General features: G+C 43.4%; 23 protein-coding genes. 1 reads left to right on the forward strand and 22 read right to left on the reverse strand.

Going from position 1 to position 24,439, the window contains the following annotated elements:
- Positions 1–6 precede the first annotated feature (6 nt).
- From AC4JOV_RS09405 to AC4JOV_RS09500, 20 genes are all read right to left on the reverse strand, one after another.
- Positions 7–1,239, reverse strand: a complete 1,233-nt coding sequence (locus tag AC4JOV_RS09405; protein ID WP_229937837.1) for a phage tail protein — start codon at positions 1,237–1,239, stop codon at positions 7–9.
- Positions 1,236–2,096 (reverse strand): baseplate J/gp47 family protein, encoded by an 861-nt coding sequence (locus AC4JOV_RS09410; protein ID WP_229937836.1) that lies wholly within the window; start codon positions 2,094–2,096, stop codon positions 1,236–1,238. Before AC4JOV_RS09410 ends, AC4JOV_RS09405 begins: the two co-directional genes overlap by 4 nt.
- Positions 2,097–4,733, reverse strand: coding sequence for a baseplate J/gp47 family protein (locus AC4JOV_RS09415; RefSeq protein WP_229937835.1), 2,637 nt, complete (start codon positions 4,731–4,733; stop codon positions 2,097–2,099).
- Between the two features lie 3 nt (positions 4,734–4,736).
- Positions 4,737–5,129, reverse strand: a complete 393-nt coding sequence (locus tag AC4JOV_RS09420; protein ID WP_229937834.1) for a GPW/gp25 family protein — start codon at positions 5,127–5,129, stop codon at positions 4,737–4,739.
- A gap of 3 nt (positions 5,130–5,132) precedes the next feature.
- Positions 5,133–5,432 carry a PAAR domain-containing protein gene (locus AC4JOV_RS09425; protein ID WP_229937833.1) on the reverse strand — a complete coding sequence of 100 codons (300 nt, stop codon included), beginning with the start codon at positions 5,430–5,432 and terminating at the stop codon, positions 5,133–5,135.
- Entirely contained in the window at positions 5,432–6,025 is a 594-nt protein-coding gene (locus AC4JOV_RS09430; protein ID WP_229937832.1) for a phage baseplate assembly protein V, read from the reverse strand. The genes AC4JOV_RS09425 and AC4JOV_RS09430 overlap by 1 nt, the downstream gene beginning before the upstream one ends.
- A 2-nt stretch (positions 6,026–6,027) precedes the next feature.
- Positions 6,028–7,140, reverse strand: a complete 1,113-nt coding sequence (locus AC4JOV_RS09435; RefSeq protein WP_229937831.1) for a phage late control D family protein — start codon at positions 7,138–7,140, stop codon at positions 6,028–6,030.
- Positions 7,133–7,786, reverse strand: coding sequence for a CIS tube protein (locus tag AC4JOV_RS09440; RefSeq protein WP_229937830.1), 654 nt, complete (start codon positions 7,784–7,786; stop codon positions 7,133–7,135). Before AC4JOV_RS09440 ends, AC4JOV_RS09435 begins: the two co-directional genes overlap by 8 nt.
- Positions 7,783–8,226, reverse strand: coding sequence for a phage tail protein (locus tag AC4JOV_RS09445; RefSeq protein ID WP_229937829.1), 444 nt, complete (start codon positions 8,224–8,226; stop codon positions 7,783–7,785). Before AC4JOV_RS09445 ends, AC4JOV_RS09440 begins: the two co-directional genes overlap by 4 nt.
- The gene (locus tag AC4JOV_RS09450; protein WP_229937828.1) at positions 8,219–8,950 is read right to left on the reverse strand and encodes a hypothetical protein; all 732 of its coding nucleotides are present in this window, start codon (positions 8,948–8,950) and stop codon (positions 8,219–8,221) included. The genes AC4JOV_RS09445 and AC4JOV_RS09450 overlap by 8 nt, the downstream gene beginning before the upstream one ends.
- Positions 8,947–9,108, reverse strand: a complete 162-nt coding sequence (locus AC4JOV_RS09455; protein WP_404820164.1) for a DUF6760 family protein — start codon at positions 9,106–9,108, stop codon at positions 8,947–8,949. Before AC4JOV_RS09455 ends, AC4JOV_RS09450 begins: the two co-directional genes overlap by 4 nt.
- A gap of 11 nt (positions 9,109–9,119) precedes the next feature.
- Complete coding sequence (locus AC4JOV_RS09460) at positions 9,120–9,482, reverse strand: hypothetical protein (protein ID WP_229937827.1); 363 nt, start codon at positions 9,480–9,482, stop codon at positions 9,120–9,122.
- A gap of 12 nt (positions 9,483–9,494) precedes the next feature.
- Positions 9,495–9,932, reverse strand: a complete 438-nt coding sequence (locus AC4JOV_RS09465; protein ID WP_229937826.1) for a phage tail protein — start codon at positions 9,930–9,932, stop codon at positions 9,495–9,497.
- An 11-nt stretch (positions 9,933–9,943) separates the two neighbouring features.
- Positions 9,944–11,101, reverse strand: a complete 1,158-nt coding sequence (locus tag AC4JOV_RS09470; protein WP_229937825.1) for a phage tail sheath subtilisin-like domain-containing protein — start codon at positions 11,099–11,101, stop codon at positions 9,944–9,946.
- 21 nt (positions 11,102–11,122) lie between these two features.
- A complete protein-coding gene (locus AC4JOV_RS09475; RefSeq protein ID WP_229937824.1) occupies positions 11,123–11,986 on the reverse strand; it encodes a Pvc16 family protein in 864 nt (287 codons plus the stop codon).
- Positions 11,987–12,339: 353 nt separating this feature from the next.
- On the reverse strand, positions 12,340–12,747 hold the full coding sequence (locus AC4JOV_RS09480; RefSeq protein WP_229937823.1) for a hypothetical protein: 408 nt from the start codon (positions 12,745–12,747) through the stop codon (positions 12,340–12,342).
- Positions 12,748–12,861: 114 nt separating this feature from the next.
- Positions 12,862–13,419, reverse strand: a complete 558-nt coding sequence (locus tag AC4JOV_RS09485) for an REP-associated tyrosine transposase (protein WP_229937822.1) — start codon at positions 13,417–13,419, stop codon at positions 12,862–12,864.
- Between the two features lie 693 nt (positions 13,420–14,112).
- Positions 14,113–14,496, reverse strand: coding sequence for a hypothetical protein (locus tag AC4JOV_RS09490; protein ID WP_229937821.1), 384 nt, complete (start codon positions 14,494–14,496; stop codon positions 14,113–14,115).
- Positions 14,493–21,254 carry an FG-GAP-like repeat-containing protein gene (locus AC4JOV_RS09495; protein WP_491522139.1) on the reverse strand — a complete coding sequence of 2,254 codons (6,762 nt, stop codon included), beginning with the start codon at positions 21,252–21,254 and terminating at the stop codon, positions 14,493–14,495. Before AC4JOV_RS09495 ends, AC4JOV_RS09490 begins: the two co-directional genes overlap by 4 nt.
- 318 nt (positions 21,255–21,572) lie before the next feature.
- Positions 21,573–22,022 (reverse strand): hypothetical protein, encoded by a 450-nt coding sequence (locus AC4JOV_RS09500; protein ID WP_229937819.1) that lies wholly within the window; start codon positions 22,020–22,022, stop codon positions 21,573–21,575.
- 488 nt (positions 22,023–22,510) lie between these two features.
- Between AC4JOV_RS09500 and AC4JOV_RS09505 the strand changes: the two genes are divergently transcribed.
- A complete protein-coding gene (locus tag AC4JOV_RS09505) occupies positions 22,511–23,197 on the forward strand; it encodes a YggS family pyridoxal phosphate-dependent enzyme (RefSeq protein WP_229937818.1) in 687 nt (228 codons plus the stop codon).
- Positions 23,198–23,203: 6 nt separating this feature from the next.
- Here the strand turns inward: AC4JOV_RS09505 and AC4JOV_RS09510 are convergent, their stop codons facing one another.
- Positions 23,204–23,638 (reverse strand): Fur family transcriptional regulator, encoded by a 435-nt coding sequence (locus AC4JOV_RS09510; protein ID WP_229937817.1) that lies wholly within the window; start codon positions 23,636–23,638, stop codon positions 23,204–23,206.
- Between the two features lie 184 nt (positions 23,639–23,822).
- Entirely contained in the window at positions 23,823–24,419 is a 597-nt protein-coding gene (locus tag AC4JOV_RS09515) for a peroxiredoxin (protein WP_229937816.1), read from the reverse strand.
- Positions 24,420–24,439: the final 20 nt, after the last annotated feature.

Below are 24,439 nucleotides of genomic sequence, written 5' to 3' on the forward strand. Positions count from 1 at the left end.
TATCCTTTATTCTATTTTCGTATTAAAAGGGAGAACACTCTCGCCAACTATCAATGATTGATCTTCATTCAACGTATGGTCTCTATAGAGACGGCCGACAGTATGGGCCGGCTTGAATGCCCAAATAATCGACTCGATCACCTCTACATCCCGGCTGTTTTTTGTTTTGTCACCGCTTAACTTCACACAAAACTCGAAGGTCCCGATGCGCTCGATGGTCGGTTTTTCATCACAATAGAGCTCTATGGCACGCTGCATCGAGGATTCCGTACCAAGTCCCCTGAAGAGTGTCGGTGCCTCTTGTAAAAACCGGCGCCACTTCTCTTCAGGCCAACGATGGTCTCTGGCGATCCCCAGCAGCGAAGAGAGCCACTCCAGGTAATTGCTGTCACAAAGTGCAGGCAGGAGCATCTCGTGTGTATCTTCTATCTTCTCTTCAAAGGTCTCCATGATCTCCTGGAATATTGCCAGGAACCGATAGAGTATCTCGGGGTCGACCGGCTGATAGAGTGTCTCTCTCTCCTCTCTATAGTAAGCCGGGAGATACTCCGCATAGGACTTCTTGTCGTAAACGGCCTTTACCGAGAAGAGTATCGGTGCCAAAGTATGCGTATCCTCATCACTACGCAAGATCATACGGCAGTGCAGTGACTTCCCCTTGAATCCATAGAGATAGATATTGGTAGCGTCTCTATAGCTCTCTGTTTTTGTCCCGTCAGTGATCTCAACGAGCAGTTCACTCCCCTTGGAGGTATCATAATGCACTTTAGGGATCTCACCCTCGATTTTGAGGTGGGTCCAAACCGTCAAGTCGTTACCGCTTTGAAACGTTTCACTTGTTTCGCTTTCGTCTATATAGCGATGGGGATTGGAAAAGTGATAAAGTGTATGATCCGCACCAAGCACCCAAAGGTTTTCATTACAATCGATACCGAAGGTTACGACATCGATAGAGTCGTCGATAGGCGGCATCTCAACCTCTCTATCCTTCTCCCCGATACGTGCCATGAGCGCTTGGGCTTCTGCTACCTTAAGCTCTCTCCACTGCTCCTCAGGATCAAGATGGGGAAAGTAAAGGTGGAATCTCCCATCCTCTTCCTCTATCAGCAGGGAGAGACACCCGTCATTGATCACAACCATATCTATGATCACCCGATCCTCTATCACACTTTCAAGCGGATAAGAGAGACTCGCCAGTGTTAACGGTACCTCATACGTTCGTATATCTTGTTTACTCATGGACAACTCCCCAGCGGCTGTATATTTGTTACAGTGATCGAATGTTTCCCCGATATTGGCAGTACATTTTTACCGAGCGTGATCGTCGTCTTGCCTTTGGATAAAACATCGGAATCAGCATCGTAGAAGTAGATCCGATCGATAGTGTCGATCCCTTCGATACGATTGAGCAACATATAGATTTGGGAGATATGCAGCTCTTCCCCAAACTCCCATCCACTTTTTTCCTTCCCGCCGTATACCGGATGCAAATACTCCTGAAGTCTGTCGCGTATAAGGCTTTTCAGCTTATCAGGATCGTGATAGCGCGTCTTTGCTTCGATCTTCACATTCACAGTGCTGTAGTCGGGAGAGACTACGGAAACTTCTGTGGTTAACAATGCACGCTCTTGCAGATAAGCAGCAATCTTCTTTTTCACCGCTTCACTCGGTCTGGGGTCATGCTCCCTGCTTTCAGGGACAACCACCACCGATACACGATTTGCTTCCTTGTCGGCTTTCGCTTTCACCTTGGCAACACGAGGATACTGCAGCGTCAAGTACTCAAAATCATCCAGCGTGACTGCTTTGTAGGGTGTTTCCAATGCTTTTTGTACCTCAATAAACCTCTCGCTCAATGCACCGCTGCCATGATGACCCAACAGCTCCAAAAATGCTTCATAGTGGTCATCGCGGATCCGGTTGAGACGGTAACTGTTGATATCAGCCATCCACGCCAGCAACTCAATGATCGTGATCCCGGGGTCAGAGTAGTTATACTCCGTCCACTCTTTCCCATATGCCGGCAACTTGGCTACTGCCTCTTTGATACGGGTCTCAAACGCTTTTTGATCCAGGTTTGGTATCTCAAGTCCCATCTACTCACCTCCCTTATAGAGTACTTTTATCGTATGTGTACCGCTGCAGATGATCGTATCTTTCCCCACTATCGGCATCTCTGGGTTATCCACCGAATAGTTTTTCCCATGAGAAAGGGCGACCGTAAGCGTGCTGATCTTATCGATCCCCTCAATCCCGCTCAAGAGTCTGTAGGTATCCGCTAATGCAGGGAGTGTGCCAAACGCCCATCCGGTTTGACGTACGCCTCCTGTGACCGGATGCAGAAAACGGTCCAATGTCTCTGTGATCGTATGTTTTATCGCCGTAGCATACTCCCACTCGGTCAACTCTATCGTCATCTCCAGACTGACCGATAGATACTCCGGCTCATCCACTGTGACGCTGATCGTTGCCGGAGACCTGGCACCGATATACGCTGAGACGGTTTTTTTCAACCCTGAGGTGGGGATCGGCATCTTTTGCTGTCCATAGGGGATGATATAGAGCGCTACAGCACCTCTCTTCTCTACAACAGAGACTTTCGCCACATCACTGGAAGCCTCCTGAACCAGGTAGGAATAGTCCTCTTGTGCAACAGCTCTATAGCGGTGTTTAAACCGTTTTGGAGCGATCGACATGAGGTTCCCGATAGTTTGCATATCGGCTCCACCCGTTGCATCAATAGGATTCACCATACTATCAATAAAAGCCACCGTATCCACCATACTATCGATCTGCATTGCTGCGACATTCCCCTCTGTACCACCGCCAACGGCATAACTGACGAGGATATTCTCCTCTCCCATCGGCGGGATCTTTCCGTTGCGGTCATCCCCGAATGAGATTTCACCCAGATAAGCGTTCAACCGATAAACGCGCTCGTTTGATCCGGCATGATAGAGCTGATCTACTGCGTTCCACAAGACCCAGTACCCCTCACCAAACCGATCTTTATACCCCTCATACCCTTCAGGGAGTTCACTCTCCAGCACCCAAAGCTTAACATCAAAGAGATTGGTGTCGGTAAGTGAAAAGCGCTGAAAGCCCGAACCGTCACTGGAACCCAAAGGCATCACATCCAGCGTCTTACTCTGTCTCGCCTCTATTGTATTGAGATAGAGTGCTTCAAGCGCTCTTCCCTCTACCGCCTCATCAAAAACAGCACGGATCCAATAACATCTTTTCGAAAACAGCTCTGCTGCTTCCTGATCCCCCGGTGCAATGAACTGTATATATCCACTCTGTTCAAATGCATTACTGCCGTCTTTCACATTGAGCTCCGACCACCCCTCTTCACTGTGGTACTGCCAATGAAGCGATCTTTTCTCTCCGCTGCCGGCATCGGCCATCTTCACATAGAGAGAGATGAGCCCCTCTCCAAAGGAGCGATCAAAACCAAAATAGAGTGCCGCTTCATCTTCATCCGTTTCACTGACCTGACTGCCCGGCTTAAAAAACGCCATATTCTTATAGTTGTAGCAGTATTGCGGTATGACACCATCATTTTGATGCTTCACCTCTATGCTTATTTTAGAGACTTCAGGTTGGTTCACATATTCATAATCACTATTCATACCAAAAGATGAATTGTCCAAAACCCGAACGCGAACCCAATAGTTCTCTTCACCGTTCACAGTCGTGGGAGAGATATCATCGGGGACGTGAAAAGGATTGGAGGGCAAAGTGTTCCACGACTCTCCGTTCCAGTACTCCCATCCAAAACAGTGATCGCTGAAATAGGCATTTCCTGCTCCCCCCTCTTTATCAAAATAAACCTCTACCTCAAACCCTTTTTTAGAAAATGCCTCTTCCGATGCGATATAGAGAAGATCATTGATCTGCGGCTGATACCCGAAAGGATGAAATGTCTTGTTGTGATCCAACGGTGTAGTGTTGTGAAAAAGGGCATCGATATTGGAACGGCTCCGGAAGTTGACCTTGAAGATACCACTTGCATACGCCTCATCCGTTTTTACCCTGATCCAGTAGCTGCTTACACCGTTAACCTTTGTTTTGATACTTTTATAAGGCAGGGACTTATCCAGCCTGGTACTTCCTTCCTCCTGAAAGGAGATCCAATCCGGTTCCCCCTCCTTGTTTTGATGACCATAATACTCCCACTCTCCGTTTTTGATCTCAGGGACGGTAAAGTTCAACCCCACGGCCGTATTGACTTTTTTATGGATATTAAAAAGATGATCGTCACCAAAATAGAGATAGTTGTCGCTCTCCGTCGTGGAAAAGAGTTCCATCACTCCGGAAGTATCCAAACTCGCTGAGTGATCAGTCACATATCTGTTCTCACGGATATCCACCAGTGCAGCCAGTTTTGCAGGCGATGCGGTAAAACTCTCCATGGTTTCAAACTTCACTTTGGACTTGCTTTCAAGCTCAGTCAGTCGGGGGACGGTAACAGCTCTTTTACAGTTTTCACTCAGGGTAAATGTCACGGGAGCAAAAGCAGGCAGAGGTGGATTTAGGCTATAACCCAATTTGTCAAGATAGGCAACAATAAGTTTGTCCGGTACTTTGTCAAACTGCGTATAGAGTTCGCTCATCATCGCAGCAAAGACTTCGGAAACCGCCCATCCCGCATCCTTTATATCCGGGTTCCACTCCCGAAGATAAGAGGGCTGAAGCTCTTTGATCCTGGTTAAAATCTCTTCTTTATCCATACACTACCCCCTCTCCGTAAGATAAAATGGGTATACGATATTGTAACGGCTGTTGGATGACCTGACGCTGTAATCGATCTTTACGACCAGTTTGCCCTCCTCACTGCTCTCTACCTCAGCCTTCACACGCTCCAGTTCAATGCGCGGTTCATACAGTGTCAAGGCACGTGTCACCTCATTCTCGATCATTGAAAGGTTGCTGCTGTTGATGACGGAGAAGAGATAGTTTTGGATACCACATCCAAACTCGGGACGCATCACCCGCTCACCCGGAGCCGTATTGAGTATGATCAATATCGCCTCCTTGATATCCTCATCTTCGCTGACCAGCTCAAATGCACCCTCTTTCAATCCAAGCGGAAATTTCCAACCGTTCCCTAAAAATTCTCTTTTCATACGCTATCCTATCAGTACTGTCGGTTCACCCGATATGATGACATTGGGTGCCGGTGAAGCTTCTATGATCTGATCATTCATCCTTGCTGCAGGAGCACCATTGATCAGCACACTCATACTGCCTGCCACGACACTCCCGCCCACATGGGCCGTATCGCCGGTAAATAACGGGCAGGTATGCATATCCGTATTTACCCTCCATGCCGGTCTACCTCCTATCAGCACGTTAACACTTCCCGGCCCCGGCGCGAGCGGTGTTCCGTGCGCCGTGTTGTCACCCAATCTTGCTGCCGGCAACCCCATCAGTTTATCCTTATCAATCCGCCCTTGAGGACCAGTTCCCCCGAAGCGTTTATCGTGATCTTCGCTGCATCGATCGAGATCTCCATAGTGCTGGATATGGCTATCCTGTTTTTTACCGCATCCATTTCAACCCTATTACCGGATTTGTCTTCAATCGTGATCATTTCGCTTCCGGCTTTGTCATCCAGCGTGATCTTATGTCCGGCAGAACTGACAATCTCCATTTTTTCAGAAGCGTTTTCACTGTTATCGTCAAAAGTCACCCTATGCCCGCAACGGGAACGAAGCTCACGGATACTGTTTGTGCCGTCGCTGTTACTTCGGGGCGGTCTGTCACTTTGGTTCCAGAGTGAGCCTATGATAATCGGTGAGGTCACATCTCCGTTGATAAAAGCGACCAATACCTCATCCTCTACTTCCGGGATAAAGTAGCTGCCGTACCCATCCCCGGTCATCTGGGCAGAGACCCTGGCCCAATAGGATTCATTGGTTTCATCACCCCACGGGTACTGCACCTTGATACGTCCCAGATTATCGGGATCGTTGTTGTTTGTGACGATCGCCGTTGTCAACATCGAATATCTATTTAACACCACTAATCCTTTGTTTGTTTGCCGCGCACTTGCAGTACGGTCTCATAACCCGATTCGCTAAAGCTATGTACGCTTTTCTCGATATAGTAATCACAACTGAACTTTTTACCCAGTCCCAAAAGCGATATCGTGATCCCGGGTTTGAGATCAGGAATACCGACGGAACGTATCTCTGCCTTAAAGCTGTTGAGAGAGAAGTTCTGCATGATCGCTTCGGCTCTTTTGGTTGCCTCCTCTTTGCTCTTGACCGGTTCACGCACCTCATACTCGATACGGTTCAGTTTTTTCAAAAGTGCTTTGATCCCCTCTTTTGTATCGCTGAACGTTGCTTCATCCGCCACTGCTTCCCCGACGATTGGCTCTTTGCTTCCGGATAGTTCCAGACCGACCACTTTGACCTTGGAGACTTCTTTCTCCATATTGAGCTCCGGTTTGAATCCCAGGATCTCCTGACCGTATCGCAGTGTCAATGTACTGCTTTGCTTTTTAGGGACAGGTCTGAAGTACAACAGGTCGTTATCGACAAAAAACTCATACCCGTACTGTTGGGCCAACGTTTGTATAAAGAGGTAATCATTCTCTTTTTGGTTCTCAATCTGATCATACATGACCTCCGTTGAAACGATCTTGCGTTTATCTTCTGCAAAAAGATTACCGTATACCTCCGATACGATCTTTTTGACGATCTCCGAAGCAGTCGTATCTCTGATCACCTTCTTATAGGCATGTTTCATCATGAGAAAGGAGTAGTCTTTTGCCTCCACGCTGATATCCAGATACTCCCCTTCACTAAAGTTCCAGTTTATATTGGTGATCACCCCTTGAAAGAGTATAGAGAGATCTGACTTTTCTTGATGACTGTCCGCATAGCCGATATGGACTTCAATGGTATCACCCAACTCGAACAAATCGGCCTTTTTGGGTTTGAACTCCAGATCAATCGCATCGGAGATACTGAAGGTGCAGGTATCGGCCCCGTCCAGTGTTTTGTCGATCTCTACAGACGTAAAGTAGAAACCCTCTTTGGAGAGTTTTTCATTTTTGATCCAGATTACGGCTTCCGGTGCCAGATAGTTATTGTAGGTATCCGAAAGGTAAGGTGATGCATTACTCATTTTCACCCTTTGACGGGAGCAAAAGTTCACTGCCGTAAGGGATATCCAACGGATTGTCTATCCCATTTTTTTCAGCTATCTTCCGCCACATTGCCGGACTCTTATACTCCCTGTAGGCCATATCAAAGAGTGTATCCCCTTCAAGCAATACCCTTTTTTTACTGATATCCGAGGACTGCAGATCCGTTGACTTGGCTGTCTCTTTAACCTTCACATAAGGTTTCAGTGTCATAGATATCTTCGCACGTGCCGGTGTACCGTTTGAGAAGAAGTAGGTAAACTCTTTCTTGAATGTTGCAACGATCCCGTCAAAAGAGAGCTTACCCCATACAAATTGGCATGGCGGGGGTGCATGCAGTGTGTTATCGATATCTACGATTTTATAGAGCGGTTCGATCAGCTCACGGACATCCCCGCCTGTAGAAGTACTGTCAAACAGCAGCTCCAGTGCAAGGTCGGACTGTTTCGTTCCTGTAAACTGATTGATCGTTCCCTTGAGCCCCATCAGCTTCTTTTCACTATACTCATTGTTCTGCTCTACACTGTAGGTCGGTGGGTTGAACTGCAAAGGGATCTCTTTCTCTTTATACTTGCCATCCAGCACAACGAACTTTGCCTTATCCTGTTTCAAAATATCAAAATTCATACGACTACCAACCCTTCATGTACAAGTTCCAGGCTCTCGATCGCTACTTCGGAAGTCTTGGCATTCAGTTGGGGGCCAACCCACTTTACCGGATAGGCAAACTTCAGCATAAAACGTATCTTCTCATTTCCCGCACTGTCCATCAATGCGATATAGACGATCGGCTCTTTGGGGATAGGCATATTGCCGTATGTGATCGCTTTGAGTACCAGGTCATACCATGTTCGCAGTGATGAATTCCCGCTGATACCACGTTTAAGTATCACATTGGCATGTTTAATCCCTGCAGGCAGTTTATGGATAAAGTCCATACCGCCCTCTTTATACTCTTCGATCTCGATCTCCTGTTCCAGCCCAGAAACTTCCGAAAAACCGGCAACAAACAGACCGGCGATCTCAACACGGTAACGGTGTGTCAATAGCGGATTCTCTCTATCCATAAAGGTGCCCTCTCCTTTTTAACTCTCTGTCCCACTTCTTCATGACCGAAGCGTACAGTTTATCGCTGAGTGCCTTCTCTTCGCGTTGGCGTACTATACGCTCCTCTTTGGTAAAGGTATGGGTGTGTCGCTCCTGCGTTTGAACCTTGATCTTCTCCGTAACGCGTGTCACAACACGTTCCTCAAGCGCTTTCATCGTATCTGACCCTACGCTTTCACTCTCTTTATGATAGACCATGACCTGTTGCTCTGCTGCCGTTTTGAAAGAGGCTTTTTCCACAGGTCTTGTAACCGGCTGACGCTTTTCTACCCGGTTGTCAAAATGAAGGGGGTGCGCTATGGTATAGCTGTCACCTTCCCGGTGGTAAAACGAATCGTGCTTCTCTGTCACAGCAGGTAAAAATTTCATATGATGGGCATCGTAGCGGTTTGTAATATGCTGAATCCTCTGATGCGAACGGTTAGAGATAAAGTTTTGAGAAGAGGTAAGATGCATCTCGGGATAGCGGTAATTGATCGTTTCACTGTCGCTTTGATGGATATGAGTGACACGATTGTCATGATATTCACTGTTATGCACCACCGGAAGGGGCGCTTCACTTTTTTTGAAGATCATAACGGCAATGGGTTTACGGCTTCGTGCCCCTTGCACCCCTCTCTCAAAAATATAATCAAAAAAACCGACTCTTTCACCTACTCCCAAGACGTCTCTTTGCCTATTCATAACGATATCCTCTTCTCTGTTTCGCCTAACTCCCGGTTGATCTCACTGATCTCGCTACACCACCGTACTCTTTCCCAATGCGGCATCTCCAACACCTCGTCACTGCTCCAGTGAAAGTGATAGGATATAAACGCTACCTCCTTATAGATCTGATCCAGGGGGTAGCATTTTACTCCTTTGGGCGGTCAAACCTCACTTCATGTGTTTTATTGCAATAGGGACATACCGTCTCAAAAAGCACACTCCCCTCATTGATCTTGCTGTAAAGCGCTTGCAGATAAGAGAGGTCTTGTATAAAAAGATTCTCTATCACTGCCGGCGTCACATCCTCCAAACTTCCCAACTGGGTCACCACACGTGAAAGCAGGATCACTGAGAGATAAGCGGGATTTCCGATCACACGGGGATCTTTCTGCGGTAGGATCTCATCTTTTGCCGTTGCCAGCTTCATGACTCCATGCTTATGCAAGTTCCCTTCCCCGTCTACATAGCCTTGCGGCAGGGTAAATTCAAATTCTGTCTGTAGTGCCATCACTTATCCCTCTTAACTGACACGCCGCATTCCCTCATGGGCGATCTCTAACGTCTCAATAGCGATCTCGTTACCGCTTGCTTTAAGGTCAGGGGCATCATACTTGGTCGGCCACGCTTCACGAAATTCCCAGCGGGCAGCCATCTGCCCCTCTTCATCAAGCACGATTACTGCCATATTTTTACGTGCGCTTGCAACCAAACCGGATTCCACCTGATATCGCCACTCATAGAGCTCCAAGGAGTCGGTCGTACCCCACTTCAGTACCACATTTCCGTATTTGATCAGTCCGGGGATCTTACGTACCGTCGGAAGATCACTTCCCTCTCGGTACTCTACAGGGTCCTGTGCACTGTCAGGGATCGTCACCTCTGCAAAACCCGCCTGTACGATACCTTCGATCTCTACCAAAAACCTGAAACCTTTATAAGGGTCTTTTCTACTTGCCATCATGCTCTCCTTTAACTCTCTGCACTAGCGGTCCACTGACCGATCTCAAAGATCACGAACTCTGCAGGTTTTGTCGGCGCCACACCGATCCTCACGATCAATTTTCCGTTATCAATATCACTCTGTGTCATCGTCGTTCGGTCACATCTGACAAAAAATGCCTCTTCAGGCGTACTCCCCATCAATGCACCGCTCTTCCATACACTCAGTAAAAAATTATTGACACTTTGCGCCACTCTTGCCCACAGCTGTTCATTGTTGGGTTCAAACACCACCCACTGTGTAGACTCGTCAATCGACTCTTCAAGATAGAGAAACAGACGACGGACATTCACATATTTCCACAGCGGGTCCGATGAGATCGTCCGTGCACCCCAGACACGGATTCCCCTCCCTTTAAAGGCGCGGATACAGTTGATCCCGAGAGGATTGAGAATATCCTGCTCTGCTTTTGTGATGTTTTTTTCCAAACTGAGGGCACCACGGACAATCTCATTGGCCGGTGCCTTATGTACACCTTTCTCACTGTCACTTCTGGCATAGATCCCTGCGACTGCACCGCTTGGAGGCACCAGCTTTTGTTCCAATACAACTTTTCCACCGACCACTGTTTCAACCGCCATCTTGATCCACGGATAATAGAGTGCTCCGATTCCGGCATCCGACGACAACGTATCTTTACGCGTCTGGATCGCTTCCATAGTTTCACCCTCTGCCGAATCAAAGATAGCGACACGATCTCCCATCTTTGCACAATGGGTGATCATCGCCGTTTGCACCACAGTACTGGTACCACCCGGGATACAGACAATACTTACCTCATCGATCTCCTCTAAAGAGGCCAAACCCGTACGTTTTCCCTCATCATCCGTTGTTCCGACAAGGTCGTCATCATCGGAACTCGCAGTACGTACCACATAACACCGATTACCCCCGTTGGCAAAAAAACCGTATACTGCAGATGCCAGATAGGGTGAAGCGTTAGAATATCTGCCGAAACTGGATACAAACTCCATCCAACTCGAAATAAAGGTCGGCTTACCTACCGCTACATCCGTTGTACTTGCTACACCTACAAAACCAACCGTACTGGTCGATACGCCTGCGATCGGTTTTGCACCCATCTCTATCTCATCTATATACACACCCGGTGAAAGACACTCTACCATTTTTACCTCCTTATCAGTAAGTTACATTTTTTCCATTACGATCGTTATAGATCTATTGGATAACTGCAGTATATTCTTTAACTCAATCTCTTTTGAGCTATACCCCGCAGCATCTACCACAACGGTCATCTTCTCTTCATTTTTGAGCGCTTCAAACTCAAACCTTCCTAAGCCATTGGTCATTGTCTGATCTATAATCCCTCCTCCTTCGTCTTTGATCTTGATGGTTGCCCCTTCGTTAGCATTCGTAGTGCTTCCACTCTTATAGACCACTCTACCATGGAGATAGAGACGATTGGGCACCTCGTTCAATGCCTCATACCCGATCGATTTAACCTGGACGATCTCATCGCTTGTAACTACTTTTGACTCAAGCGGCAGAGTGACTTTGAGCGAAATATACGGCCTTGCATCCTGATCGATCGCACTCCAAAGCTGATAGCCTGACTGCTCATCGATAAACGGTTTGGGGAAAAGCTCCAGTGAAATCTGTTTTACTATAGTGTTATCATTTGAAATAAAATTGGCGGCAAGATTGGGAAAGTCATAGAGTGCAAGAAGCGTTGCTTCCAAATATTGGTGTTCAATGACACTTTGATTTTCGTTATTGTAGAATGTGATGAGATAGTAGAGGTCTACATAGAGAGGCGGTTTTTGATCTTCAACCTTGGTACCGTTCAGGTTCCGCTGTGGATCGTTTCTTCTGAGTTCTACATTTTCTTTTAATTCCAGAAGATAGATATTGATCCAGTTTTTACTGCTTTTGGCACCCTTAAGCCACTCTTTGTTGGGCAATGCAAAACTAAAATCAAGCTCCGTATCACTGGGATCCCCCAACATCTTTAAAAGGTACGCTTTTAATGTACTGTCAACTTTTTCTATCATAAAGTAACCTTCCCCGCTACTTACATTCACTCAATTTAGTTAAAAAACAACACTATTTTATGGGATAGTAAAGATTAAAAATCTATAAATCTTCCACCTTCTTTCGGTCATTATACTCTTATAGAAATGGATTGTCAACAGAGTCTATCAGTCCGAACTTCATACAAAAACATGGGCTAAAAATGCAAAAAAAGCACGCTACAGAGGGCATTCCATGCAGTTAACTGTAGAGGAAAGCACAAAAGAAGTCTGAAATGTAAAGTTGGTCACAACTCCTCAAATCATCATACTCGCTTACGGATTTTCAGCACTATACCGTTCCTCGAATCAGCTCTCCGGAGATATGGGACAAATTAAAATAACCATTTTTTATAAGTTTTTTCTAATTCTTCTAAAGAGGAAACGTAAAAGTTATAGTCTCTATAGATTAAAGAAACTAACATTACATATAAAAGTATGTTTCCTAAACTCAAAGATTCAATAGTTAAAATATTCACTTCATATTTATTTAAATAATATAAACACATTACTAATACACAGATTAATTCAAATATAGAAAAATACAAACTTTTCAATTTTCCATTTTCCCTTATCTTAAGGGAAAAACTCATAGAAATAAATAAACCTATAATACTTAAAGTAGCATAATAATAAGTATCCACATCTAAATTACACATACGCACAATATATACCATTAATATTCCATATATAAGTAACATATCGGCTAAATATATCATAAGGTAATATCTAATTATTTTCATCTTTAGTCATTCTCCTTTACCTAAAATTTTCTTCTAGATACTCAACTCCATAACCTGCTGCTCGGCTTGCTACTTTCACTCGTTCCACCAGTCCCCTGGTGGAATGCATAGGGGCTACCAGAGACGTTCTATCTCTATCAACCCATCTCCTCCTTCATAGTTTTTTGCACTGCTATATCTCCAATGTACTGCCTCATCCACATATCCTCTTTTGACAGGATTTTGGTGAATATAATCTATTTTACTTTTCATCATTGCATCTGTTTGTATCAGTTTTGTCTGATATCCCTCTTCCCATATCTGATACTCCTTCTCTCTTTTATGTGCTTTTTTATAAAACTTCAACTGTTCAAGCAGTGTGCTTACATTCTCTTTTTTTAACAGTTTCAGTATCTCATTGGCTGTAAACTTCTTGAAAGACTCCATGGTTTTTTGGAGATTGTTGCTCTGCAGAACCATATGCAGATGATTTTCAAGTATCACATAGGCATAGAGTTTGAAATCCTCTTGCTTCTGTAGAAATTTCAAGGTATCGAGGATGATGCCTACACTCTCTTTACGTGTAAATATCGGAATCCAATGCAATATCGTACAGGTAACGAAATGCGGATGTGTCGGTTCATAAATTTTCTCACAGAGAGTGCAAAGCACAAGGTAGCGGCTTCTTCCCATAGAGGTATTGTATCTTATGTGGATTTAACGACTGGTTATGTGATTGACAGTTTGGTCTGCATTCCACCAGGGGACTGGTGGAACGAGCGAGTTTTCCTCGTCCCACCTCTCCGTAGGTGGGATGCAGATATCATACTGATCTACTTGGAATGTTACTTTCCACTTATCAGTGGACTTAATCTCTTTGCATTACTTTGCAATTGGTATACACTACACCTACGGAGAGGTGTAGCGAGAAAAAGAGTGTGTTCTTTCACACTCTCCGGAGAGGTGGAGCGAGAAACTAAACCAACGGTGTCTACAGTTCCTAAGATCATATAGTTTCTCTTTCACTCGTTCCACCAGTTGTATAGACAAGGGACATAGTTTATACTTTTCCTCGTCCCACCTCTCCGTAGGTGGGATGCAGATATCATACTGATCTACTTAGAATGTTACTTTCCACTTATCAGTGGACTTAATCTCTTTGCATTACTTTGCAATTGGTATACACTACACCTACGGAGAGGTGTAGCGAGAAAAGAAACTTAATGTATGTCCGTCTACAACTCCCTTCAGCCCTCCAGCCCAGTCACCGATACCTTGGGCTATTCCTCCACTGATAGCTCCGAAGACCGCTCCTTTAAAACCAGCAAGCAAGGCATCTTTAAAACTGCCTCCATTAAGCAAGTTTCCCAAGAGTCATAGAGTATTTTATGGCCAAGTCCTGCAGCTTTGAGGATTTCCACCTTTATCAAATCCCCAACTTTTTATAATTTTAGTTTTGGGATCTACAACATAATACAATTTACATTTTCCTACCCACTCTTTTTTTTGAAAATTGGGCAAGACTTCAGCCGATTCTATATGATAAACTAAATTACCGTTTTTATCTTTAGTTATATGTGTTAAGCCTTGACCGGCTTTTAAAAAATCACCTCTAATCAACTCTCCTGAATTATGATACTTATCTGGTGCATTACCATAATGAATTTTTTTTCCAATTCTAGCATTTTTATAACTCATAAAATCTTCATGACCAACCCTATAACAACCTATTGTTAAAAATACAATTAAAATGAACAGAGTATATTTCATTTTTGTTTCTCCTTACCATTTTTATACATCCTATAATATACTTCATACTGCTGCATATCAGCAGCCACTGTTAAAGCATAAGAAGGTGGCATTGTGGCTATCAAAGATACTTGATCATTTGGCATAAAGTCTAAGCTATGTAATCCATCATGGAACTCTGCAAAAGCATCCATATATGGATATTTGGCTACAGTCTTCATAAAGTTAGATTGATCTGATGATAGTGGTGCCTCCATTTTTCCACTTAACACATCTTTTAACTCATCTGGATCTAATTGCTTCCCGACATCAGGTTTTCCATCTTGCCATAAATGTGGTTTACCATTATTTGTATTGTATGCTGCACTTATTTCTGTATATAGATACCTTGCACTAGCCGTTACAAATGCCAATGCAAACCCATCTTTAAAACTTCCACCAGTTATCTCTGAGGAGATTCCCCCTCCAAGACTGTTTGCCAAAACCCTCTCAGGAGTCCATAAATTACCATAATACTCTGCAATACCTCCAGTAAGTGCCCCTGCAATTGCCCCTTTAAAACCTGCCAGCAGGGCATCACCTAAACTGCCGCCATTCATGACCGTCATACCAAACCCCATGACACCGCCTAAGGCGGCCCCCTGTACGACAGCTGTCGCACCGGCAAGTCCCGGAAGTAATTGTGCTGCAAAGTTGCCTGCGGGTCCTAAAATCGCATAGGCAACCACGACCATAATAACCGCAACAATTACTTTCAAAATCTTAGAAAAAAAACTGTGTCCACTGGGATCCGTATATTTTAACGGATTATTTCTTACATAGCTGTATCGGTTAAACGCCTGCGTATCATACGGATCCTGGATGATAGGGTCAGCACTAAGGAACCTACCAAGAGTTGGATCATAGAGCCTTGCGTTCATATGGATAAGCCTCGTACCTTCGATATGCTCATGTCCGGTATAGCCTCTGTTGGTCGTAAAGCCGGCATCAGAGTTTTTATAGACCTTCAACTCTTCCCCGAAAGGTTTATAGGCACGTCTCTCAAGGACGACTCCTCTGTTGTCCGTGATGGTATCAACCGATCCCAGCGCATCATAGTGAAGATAACGGATGGAGGCGATCGGTACGGCACTATCCGGTTCATAGGTTTCGGTGTTGATCGCCACGACTTTGCCGCCTGCGTAGATTAGATGCCTGTGTGTCGATGTACCGTTACCGTTGTCGGTATACTCATAGCCCTTGCCGACATAGTGGGTGGTTTTCATGCCTTGAGTCTTTCTGTACCTGTTTTGGTTCATATCATAATCAAAGTATATGGTCGTACCGTTCTCTTGAATCATGGTCGCTTTATTGGCAGAGTTGTACTCGATGAGGATCCCGTCATTGTAGACCATATTGCCGTTGGCATCATAGTCAAAGGTTTTTACCTCATTTGTAAGAGGGTTGGCGACACTCTTTAGCCTGTTTGGATGCTCCTGGCTGTAGGCATAGACACCGATATCACTTTTGTACGTGATATTCCCGAAGGCATCGTAAACATAGTTCATGTTGGAAAGCCCCGAAATGCCTTCTGCATTCTCAAAGACAAAGTTTGCATTCTCTATACGGCTGAGTGCATCATAGGCATAGTGTGCCGTGACTCCCAGATGTGTATCGGTACGCTGTGTCACATTGTAGTTGAGATCATACTCATAACTCAGATCCCTGACGGCATCATCCCCGTAAAAACCGGTATGGGAAGTCAGCATCGCACCGCTGTCATCATAACTGTCAGTGTTGATCAGACCGTTACCTGAAAGGTATTGCGTGACCCTACCATAACTGTCCATCTGGAGCACTTTGTAGTGATAGACATGCTCTGCATCGGAGAGTACTTCGCTGTAAGCTTCTGAAATCTCTTTTGCGCCAGTTGCCTGTTCGCTGAGCTGCTGATAGAAAGATGACTGTTTCTGGGCCGAGGAAAGCAAAGTTTTGGTTTCTGAAACCAAATCAAGATACTCCCGGGCCAACTGCACTGATTGTGCTGCCTGATCGTCATAACTTCTGGCTTCCTCAAGTGATTCCTGTGCTTTCAAAAGGTACTGGGCAGAAAGTGCTCTATACTCCTCTTCATAAGCATAATATTCATCAGCAAGATCCTGATAGATATCACTCTGGCTACGGTAATACCAACTTGTCGAGTATCGATCTGCTAACGCCTGATATCGATCCGCCTGTGCCTTGGCATCATTTGCATACCCTTCATTGAGTGTGGCATAGTACTCATACTGTGCGGCATTGGCTTTAAGTTCCGCTGCTACCTTCTCAAAGTATGCACGGTCTTCCTCATTTGCATCGGCAATCTTCTGATAATAATCCACTAGCGAAAGAAGTCTCTCCGATTCGCTCTTATATTCCAGATACAATTTATGATACTCAACGGCATCTCGCAGTTGCTGGGTGATCAATCCCGCATAATGATCAAAATCAAAGTCTATGATCTCTTCTGCTGGAGATTTGATCGCTTCAAGATAGCCATTTGGTGTATAGACATTGATCAGTTCAAAATTATCAGGTTTGATGACCGATGCAAGTTGCCCCTTATCATTGTAGTTGTACTTTTCTGTGTAGCTTCTGCTGTCTATTACTGTCGTAGTAGCTACCAGCCTTCCAAAGTTACCATAGGTATAAGCTTTTGAGAATGTACCGTCTGCACTGCTCTCCTGTACTACTTTCCCGATCGCTTTATTACCCGTATCGTACTGCCATGCGTGGGTGCCTTCAGGAGTACTTTTGCTCACCACTCTTCCGAGTTTGTCATAGGTCATAGTAGTGGTCTGTCCCTTGGCATCAGTCTGGGTTTTCAGTTTGCCGTCTGCATTGTAGGTGTAGCTCCAGTGTCCCATATTGGGATCAAACATATCGGTCTTATTGCCAAGCTTGTCATACGCCATGGTGATGGCATGGGTCTCATCCCCATTTGGTACGGTTTTAACCAGGTTACCGACTGCATCATAGAAATACTCCATGCTGCTTGGCCCCTCTTCGATCGCTGTCACTTTATCCATCACATTTTTAGTGATTCTCTTTGTATGGCCTTCAGCATCGGTGGTGATGACATCATATCCTTCATACTCCACAGCTGTCGTTGCACTCTGTCCATTGAATGCAGGCGTTTGTGTCTGGATCACACGTCCATACTTATCATGAGTATATTCGATATAACTTTTTGTTTCACCGAGTTTATAAGGAGAGGACTTTTTATCCTCTTCTCCCTTATGGTTATAGATGGTCTCGATAAAGACCGCTTCCCCGTCAAAACCGATAGACTTGGAGGCAACCTGACGGTCAAAGCTGTCATGGTAGAGTGTCCCTTCTTTACCGCCGGAATCTTTTTGGGTAATCGTATAGTAGCTGTTATTGATGGAATTATCAGAACTATAGATCCACTCTGTCCATGTACCATCGGCTCTGAGCTCTTTTCTTTTTTGTCCCCAAGCATTATATTCCCAGGTGGTAGTCAGTTCATTTGGTCCTGTAACACTCAAAAGTTTTCCGGTAGCTTGATCATAAACCCTGTGCTCCTCATGATGAAGTGCATTCATTACCGTTTTGATAAACTGTGCATTGTCATCATAGATATATTGAGTGGTACGGGGTTCACTAAAAGAAGGAGAGGAGAGAGTCTCTGTAAGCTTATTACCGTAGTTATCATACGTATATGTTTTTGTAAGGCTCAATGCTTCATCAGGCTCGATCGTCTCACGCTCAAGCATTCCCTGCTCATTATAGCTGAAAGTTGACACTCGGGTGATCTCACTACTGTATCCTTTATGCTTCACCTCTGCTCGAATCAAACGTCCAAGTATCCATCTTTCAGAATCATCTATATTCTCATAGGTACTGGTAGTGGTTTTGCTAAAGGTATCGTTTTCAGTACCTGTGGTAATGGTCTCTATCTTTCCGATATTACCATACTGATCATACTCAGAGTAGATGGTCTCCACCTGTTTGAGTCTGGTGTTGTCCATATAGTTGGACTCTATCTCACCACTCTGCTTGATCAGATAGTAAGGTTGTCCATCAGACCTGTTGCTTACCTGGATATGCTCATCAAAGAGAAGCCCATCACGTTCTACTTGAGTGATACCATCAGGAGTATAAAGGTTAAATGAGATTGCTTTTTCTCCAAGCAGCTCTTTCCCCAGATATGTCTCTGTTTTAAATACTCTTCCAGTCAATGGATAGCGCTGCTCATAGTGTGTCACGATCTTCCCGCCGGTGGTCACATCGATCTCTTCTATACGCTGGAATCCCATAGAGCCTCTGAAACGGTGATACTTCAATCCGCTGTAGTGATACTCTTTGAGATGCTCTCCTCCCAGTCCGTCTCCGACACTAGTTTGACAAACCACCTCTTTGGCAGGCTGCATATCGATCTCGTTGATTACCGCATCACTGCTTTTGGTATATATATTTTCATCGGATAGGGATTTGTACGTAATCTTAGTCATGTTTTTGAAAGCATCGGTAATAGCAATGATCTTCTCTTGATATTGTTCACTGAGGAAAAGACCTTTTTTTGTATCGAAGATATCTAGCAATCCATCACCATTAAAATCACCATAAAGCGCATTGTAGTGTTCATCAGTATAACTAAACTCTATAGGGTTTACGTATGTTGTAAACTCTCCTATTCCGCTATTGAGACGTATATTTTCTCCTACTCTAACTAGATCAAATTCGTATCCACCTAAGTTGCTACCACTAGTTTCAATAGTGGTTTTTGATTTTTTCCCAACAATATCAATAGCACCATCTCCATTGATATCAAGCAAGTCATTATCTTTAAAACTTCCATTGAGATGAAGTTCTTCAGCTTGCAAAGAGAAATATCCTTTTCCATCATTTAACCATACCTTATCATGACCGTCATTATCTATATATACGATATCAGATGCACCATCTGTATTAATATCAATTACTTTTATTCTATTATTATCATTAGCAGATATATCAAGCTTTTGCGTAATCCATTGTCCCTGACCACTAGAGATATGTACCGCACTGGTGTCAGTTTGACCTTCACTCTCACTTAAAAGAGTAATAGCGTTTTCTACAATATGTAAAAAGTCAGGAATTCCATCACCATTAAGATCTAATATTTTATCAAAACTCTTAACTTTTCCTAGTCGACTCCCTTCTATTGATAGATCTTGATGTGTAATATTTTCTTGTGATAAAACATATCGTCCGGACTCTAGTTTATATACATTGATCATATAATTTTTTTGAATTGCTAAAGGGTATTCCGTTTTCAGCTGGATTACCATAAAAAGTTCTTCTATACCATCACCATCAATATCATAAAAGAGCACCTCTCCCTGTTCTCTTTCTCTTGATACAACCCACTGTGGTGTAGCAAAAGCTGGGTTTTCTATGTAAAGTCTATTGATCGTCAAAATTGGCATTGAAGTAAATGCACCTGACCCATCATTGAGCCAGATAATCTCTTTTTCTTTATTTCCGTCAATCCCTGACTGGTAGATATCCACATCACCATCTCTGTCTACATCCATTAGAAGAATATTCTTCGCATCTGTTTGTATATAGGGACGCTCAGGACTCAATGTAAATACTCCGCTCCCATCATTGAGCCAGATTCTGTCTGCCCCACTGTAGCATTCATAGATATCAACATCACCGTCATTATCAATATCGGCAAGCTTGGCCTCTACTGCTGAAGCACTGATCCCAAACGTTGTTTGTTTTACAAATTCGCCATTTTTATCATTGAGCCATACTGCTCCATTATTATCATAGAGTCTCAAAATATCGGAGTAGCCATCCCCGTTAAAGTCTGATACTTTAATCAGATAACTTTTATCGGTAACATAATTGGTGGTATGGTGAGAAAAAGAGAGAAGCTCTTGGTCTTTTACTTTCCAATCAAAGACTAAAGGTTCGGTACACTCAGTTCCTTTACACTCTTTAATTGATTTGAGTTTCAATTTGTCATGAGGAGCACTCTGTGACAGATATTCAAAAATATATTGTCCGTCAGTCACGTCATTGACCAGGATATCGATAGATGCAAGACTCCGATCCTGTGTGATCACCTGGCCCAAGAAATTACTGTGTGTGACATCCATCCTATTATTATCATAGACAAAGTTTATTCTGTTGATACCTTTGGCATAGACAACCGAGTTGATCGCATGCTTGTCATAGATAAAGTCAATAGTGTTATCTGTATTGGATTCCAGTGCATCCTTGATCTTATTGAGCTTCCAAGAAACACTCTTACCCTCATGTACGAATTTTGAATCAGGGGTAAATCCATACTCATAGATATCTCCTGACTTGGTCCATACTTTGAACTTTTCAGGGTTACCCGCTTCTCCTCCGTACGAGATGATCTTCGTAAAGCTTTCTACTTTGGTGCGATACTCTGTACCGATTCCACCTTCCTCTCCATTGACTGCGACCAGACGTTGTCCATCCATACAATAGTGGTCACCTTCATCCAAACTAATCACTCGGTCTTTACCATCTTCAGCAACAGTTGAACCACAACGGTTGATACTGCTAAGTCCTGAAAGGTTCCACCCTTTCCCCAGGTATCCATTGCCTCCATTCGAATTATAAAGCAGTGAAAGTTTTGGAACGACACCGGCGATACCTGGAGGAAGCTGAAGATCAACCTTATAGTTGAGCACTCCTTGTTCGACACTCATCGCACCTTTGAAGTTGACTACCGACTCAGCCTCTAGTAAAGAGAATGAAACTAACAAGTTCAACAGGATAATTTTAAACAGACCGGTCCTATGTATGGTAGATATCATAGTTATTTCCCCCAATATAAAAATGATTGTGATAGAAAAGAAAAAACAAAAATGAAGTTTTATAATAGATTACAAAATTAAAAAACAGCCCCTCTCTGTTTTTCTAAAATTTACTAAGAAGAATCGTTCATAACTGAACATTTTCCCTCTTCCCTTAGATAAATAAAAAATATCACTGGCTGAAGGATAACAAAAAAATTCTTTCAAGTTGTTTTTATTATACTCAAAAATAAACTTTTACCATATTAGACTAAAGTCTATAGTAAAATTACGCTAGTTCCTCATTGACTCAATTTTAGTTTGCAGTTTTTCCAGCTCTTCAGGAGATGGAGGAGTGTTATTGGTTCTCAGGTTCTTTTCTTTTATTCTGGCATTTGCTTCTGCGATCAATGCATCACTCTCTTCTTTTAATCGATCTATCTTTTCGGATTCTGTAAATCTCTCTATCATAGTTTTTGATTCTGGGGTCGCTTTGAATACCTCTTTATAAGACTTTGCTTCATATCTATTTGAATTGGACGCTTCAGCTGTCCCTTGAGGTTTACTTGAAGCTAAGTTATTATGTTCAGACTTATCGTTGAGAGGAGGGTTCATCGCTTTTACTATATCAGTATTATTCTCTATTTGAGGCTGAGAATCTTTTATATTTACAAAATAAAAGAGCCATCCTATGAGCAATAAGCCTATAGTAAATAAAATGAGTTGCGGTTTGTTTTCTGACATATTTTCCCCTACTACCTTTGATTTAGAAAGTATATACTATTTTTTTTGTGTTTGTTCTGAGTCTTTTCATCGCAAGGTTGTAAAAAATACAATTTATCCTTTATCCATACTTCTACACAAAACATTGGTCAAAGTATATGCACTTTGAAGCGAGTGACTTTTTCATTCAAGGAGCATATATATTACCCGTATTACAATGTATGACAATAGCAATTGTAGTAGTATAGGTATTTTAAGCTCACCGGAAGCCGAAATATCGTTATATACCTATAAACTTTTATATCGATAACACAACATCGGCTTAAAAACCACCCTACTGAGGTTCACTTTCACACTCTCTCAAAATTAAGAAACAAAAGATTCTTCAGTAGTAGTTTAATGATACCAGTCACCATATTGGCACTTTAGTATTATTTCTGCTAAAATTCTTTCTATTAAGAGAGGATAGAAATCCCTACCATACGTATGGGATAAGGAAGGAAAACACAATGATACTTGATAAAGAACAGTTAAGAAGAAACCTTGATGAAGTGATCTGGAAGATCGAAGAGGCGCGTATCTCTGTCAGCGAACACCACATAGTCCAGCTGGTAGGTGTCGGTAAATATACAGAGATCGAAAATATCGCAACACTCTATGAGCTTGGACAAAGGGCTTTCGGGGAAAACCAGGTACAACAGTTGGCACAACGTATGGAACTGCTTGAAGAACTTCCGCTTCAGTGGCATATGATCGGTTCTCTGCAGAAGAACAAGATCAACAAGCTGATTGACCTTCGACCGTTCCTGCTGCACTCGCTTGACAGTATCGAACTGGCTGAAGAGCTGAATAAAAAACTGGAAGTAAAAGAGCAAACGATGAGTGCCCTCCTTCAGATCAATGCAGCAGGAGAAGCGACAAAATCAGGGGTATCAACTGAGCAGGCCTATGATATCTACCAGCAGATCAAAGAGACCTGTCCAAACATCAACCTCAAAGGTGTTATGACGATCGGTGCACACTCAGAGGATAAAACAGTGATACAGAAAAGTTTTGAAGATACCTATGCCGTCTATGACAAGGTACAAAAAGAGGGAGCGAGTATCTGTTCTATGGGTATGAGCGGGGATTATGAACTTGCGATCAAGTGCGGATCAAATCTTGTCAGAGTGGGATCAGCACTCTTTAAAAGCTAAATATATTTAGCTTGCCGCCTGCTGATCTCTTTTTTCCTGACAAGCACGGCATACACCGTAAAGGTTGATCTGCTCACTGCTTAAGGCAAACTTCTCCTCTTTTGTCATATCCTCTATCAGCGTATCTACGCTGTTGATAAGAGGCTTATCCTCAACCATCCCACACTCAGTACATACCAGGTGGATATGATCTTCTTTCTTCAACTCATATTTTGACTTCTGGCCCGCAACAGGAACCTCTACGAGTACCTTCTTCTCTACCATTAAAAGAATGTTTTTATACACAGTCGCAAGTGAGAGTGAGGCATGGATTCTGGAAACTTCTTCATAGATCGCATCGATAGTGATATGACCGTATTTTTCTATCGTTTCTAGAATATTTATACGTTGAAAAGTTGCTTTGAGTCCGCTGTCTTTGAGTAGTGCTACATGATCAGTCATCTTGTATCCTTCAAAGCGCATATATAAAAAGACGGGAAGTAATGGTTTAGCTTCTTACTCCGACTAAAAAGGGGAAGAGGGGTGCCGAAGAAGAAGCTAAAGCATTACCTCCACGTTATGTAACGTAAAAGTAACGTTTGTTATGCGCGTATTATAACCCAGCTAAGCTGAGTTATAGCTTAAATTATAAATCTTTTTCGTGTTTTGCAAGATATTCGGCTACACCAGCTGTGTCAGCTTTCATACCTTCGTCGCCTTTGTTCCAACCAGCAGGACATACTTCACCATGCTCGTTAGTAAATAGCATTGTATCAACCATTCTAACCATCTCATCGATATTTCTACCAAGTGGGAGGTCGTTGATCACTGCATGTCTTACTGTACCGTCCGCATCAATAAGGAAAGAACCTCTAAGTGCTACTGATTCATCAAGAAGTACATCGTAGTCTCTTGCAATCTGCTTGTTAAGGTCTGCTACAAGCGGCATATCAACTCTACCGATTCCACCGTTTTCTACCGGAGTCTCTCTCCATGCAAAGTGGCTGAACTGAGAATCGATCGAACAACCGATTACATTGATACCTCTTTCTCTGAACTCTTTAGCTCTGTGAGAGAATGCGATGATCTCTGATGGACAAACAAATGTAAAGTCAAGCGGGTAGAAAAAAAGTACTGCACCTTTTTCACCAAGATTTTCATAAAGATTGAAATCTTCTACGATTGAACCATCTGCAAGTACAGCAGTTGCTGTAAAATCAGGAGCTTTTTTAGTTACTAGCATTTTACTTCCTTATTGATAAT

It is taken from the genome of Sulfurovum sp. MH2-6, from assembly GCF_058374785.1.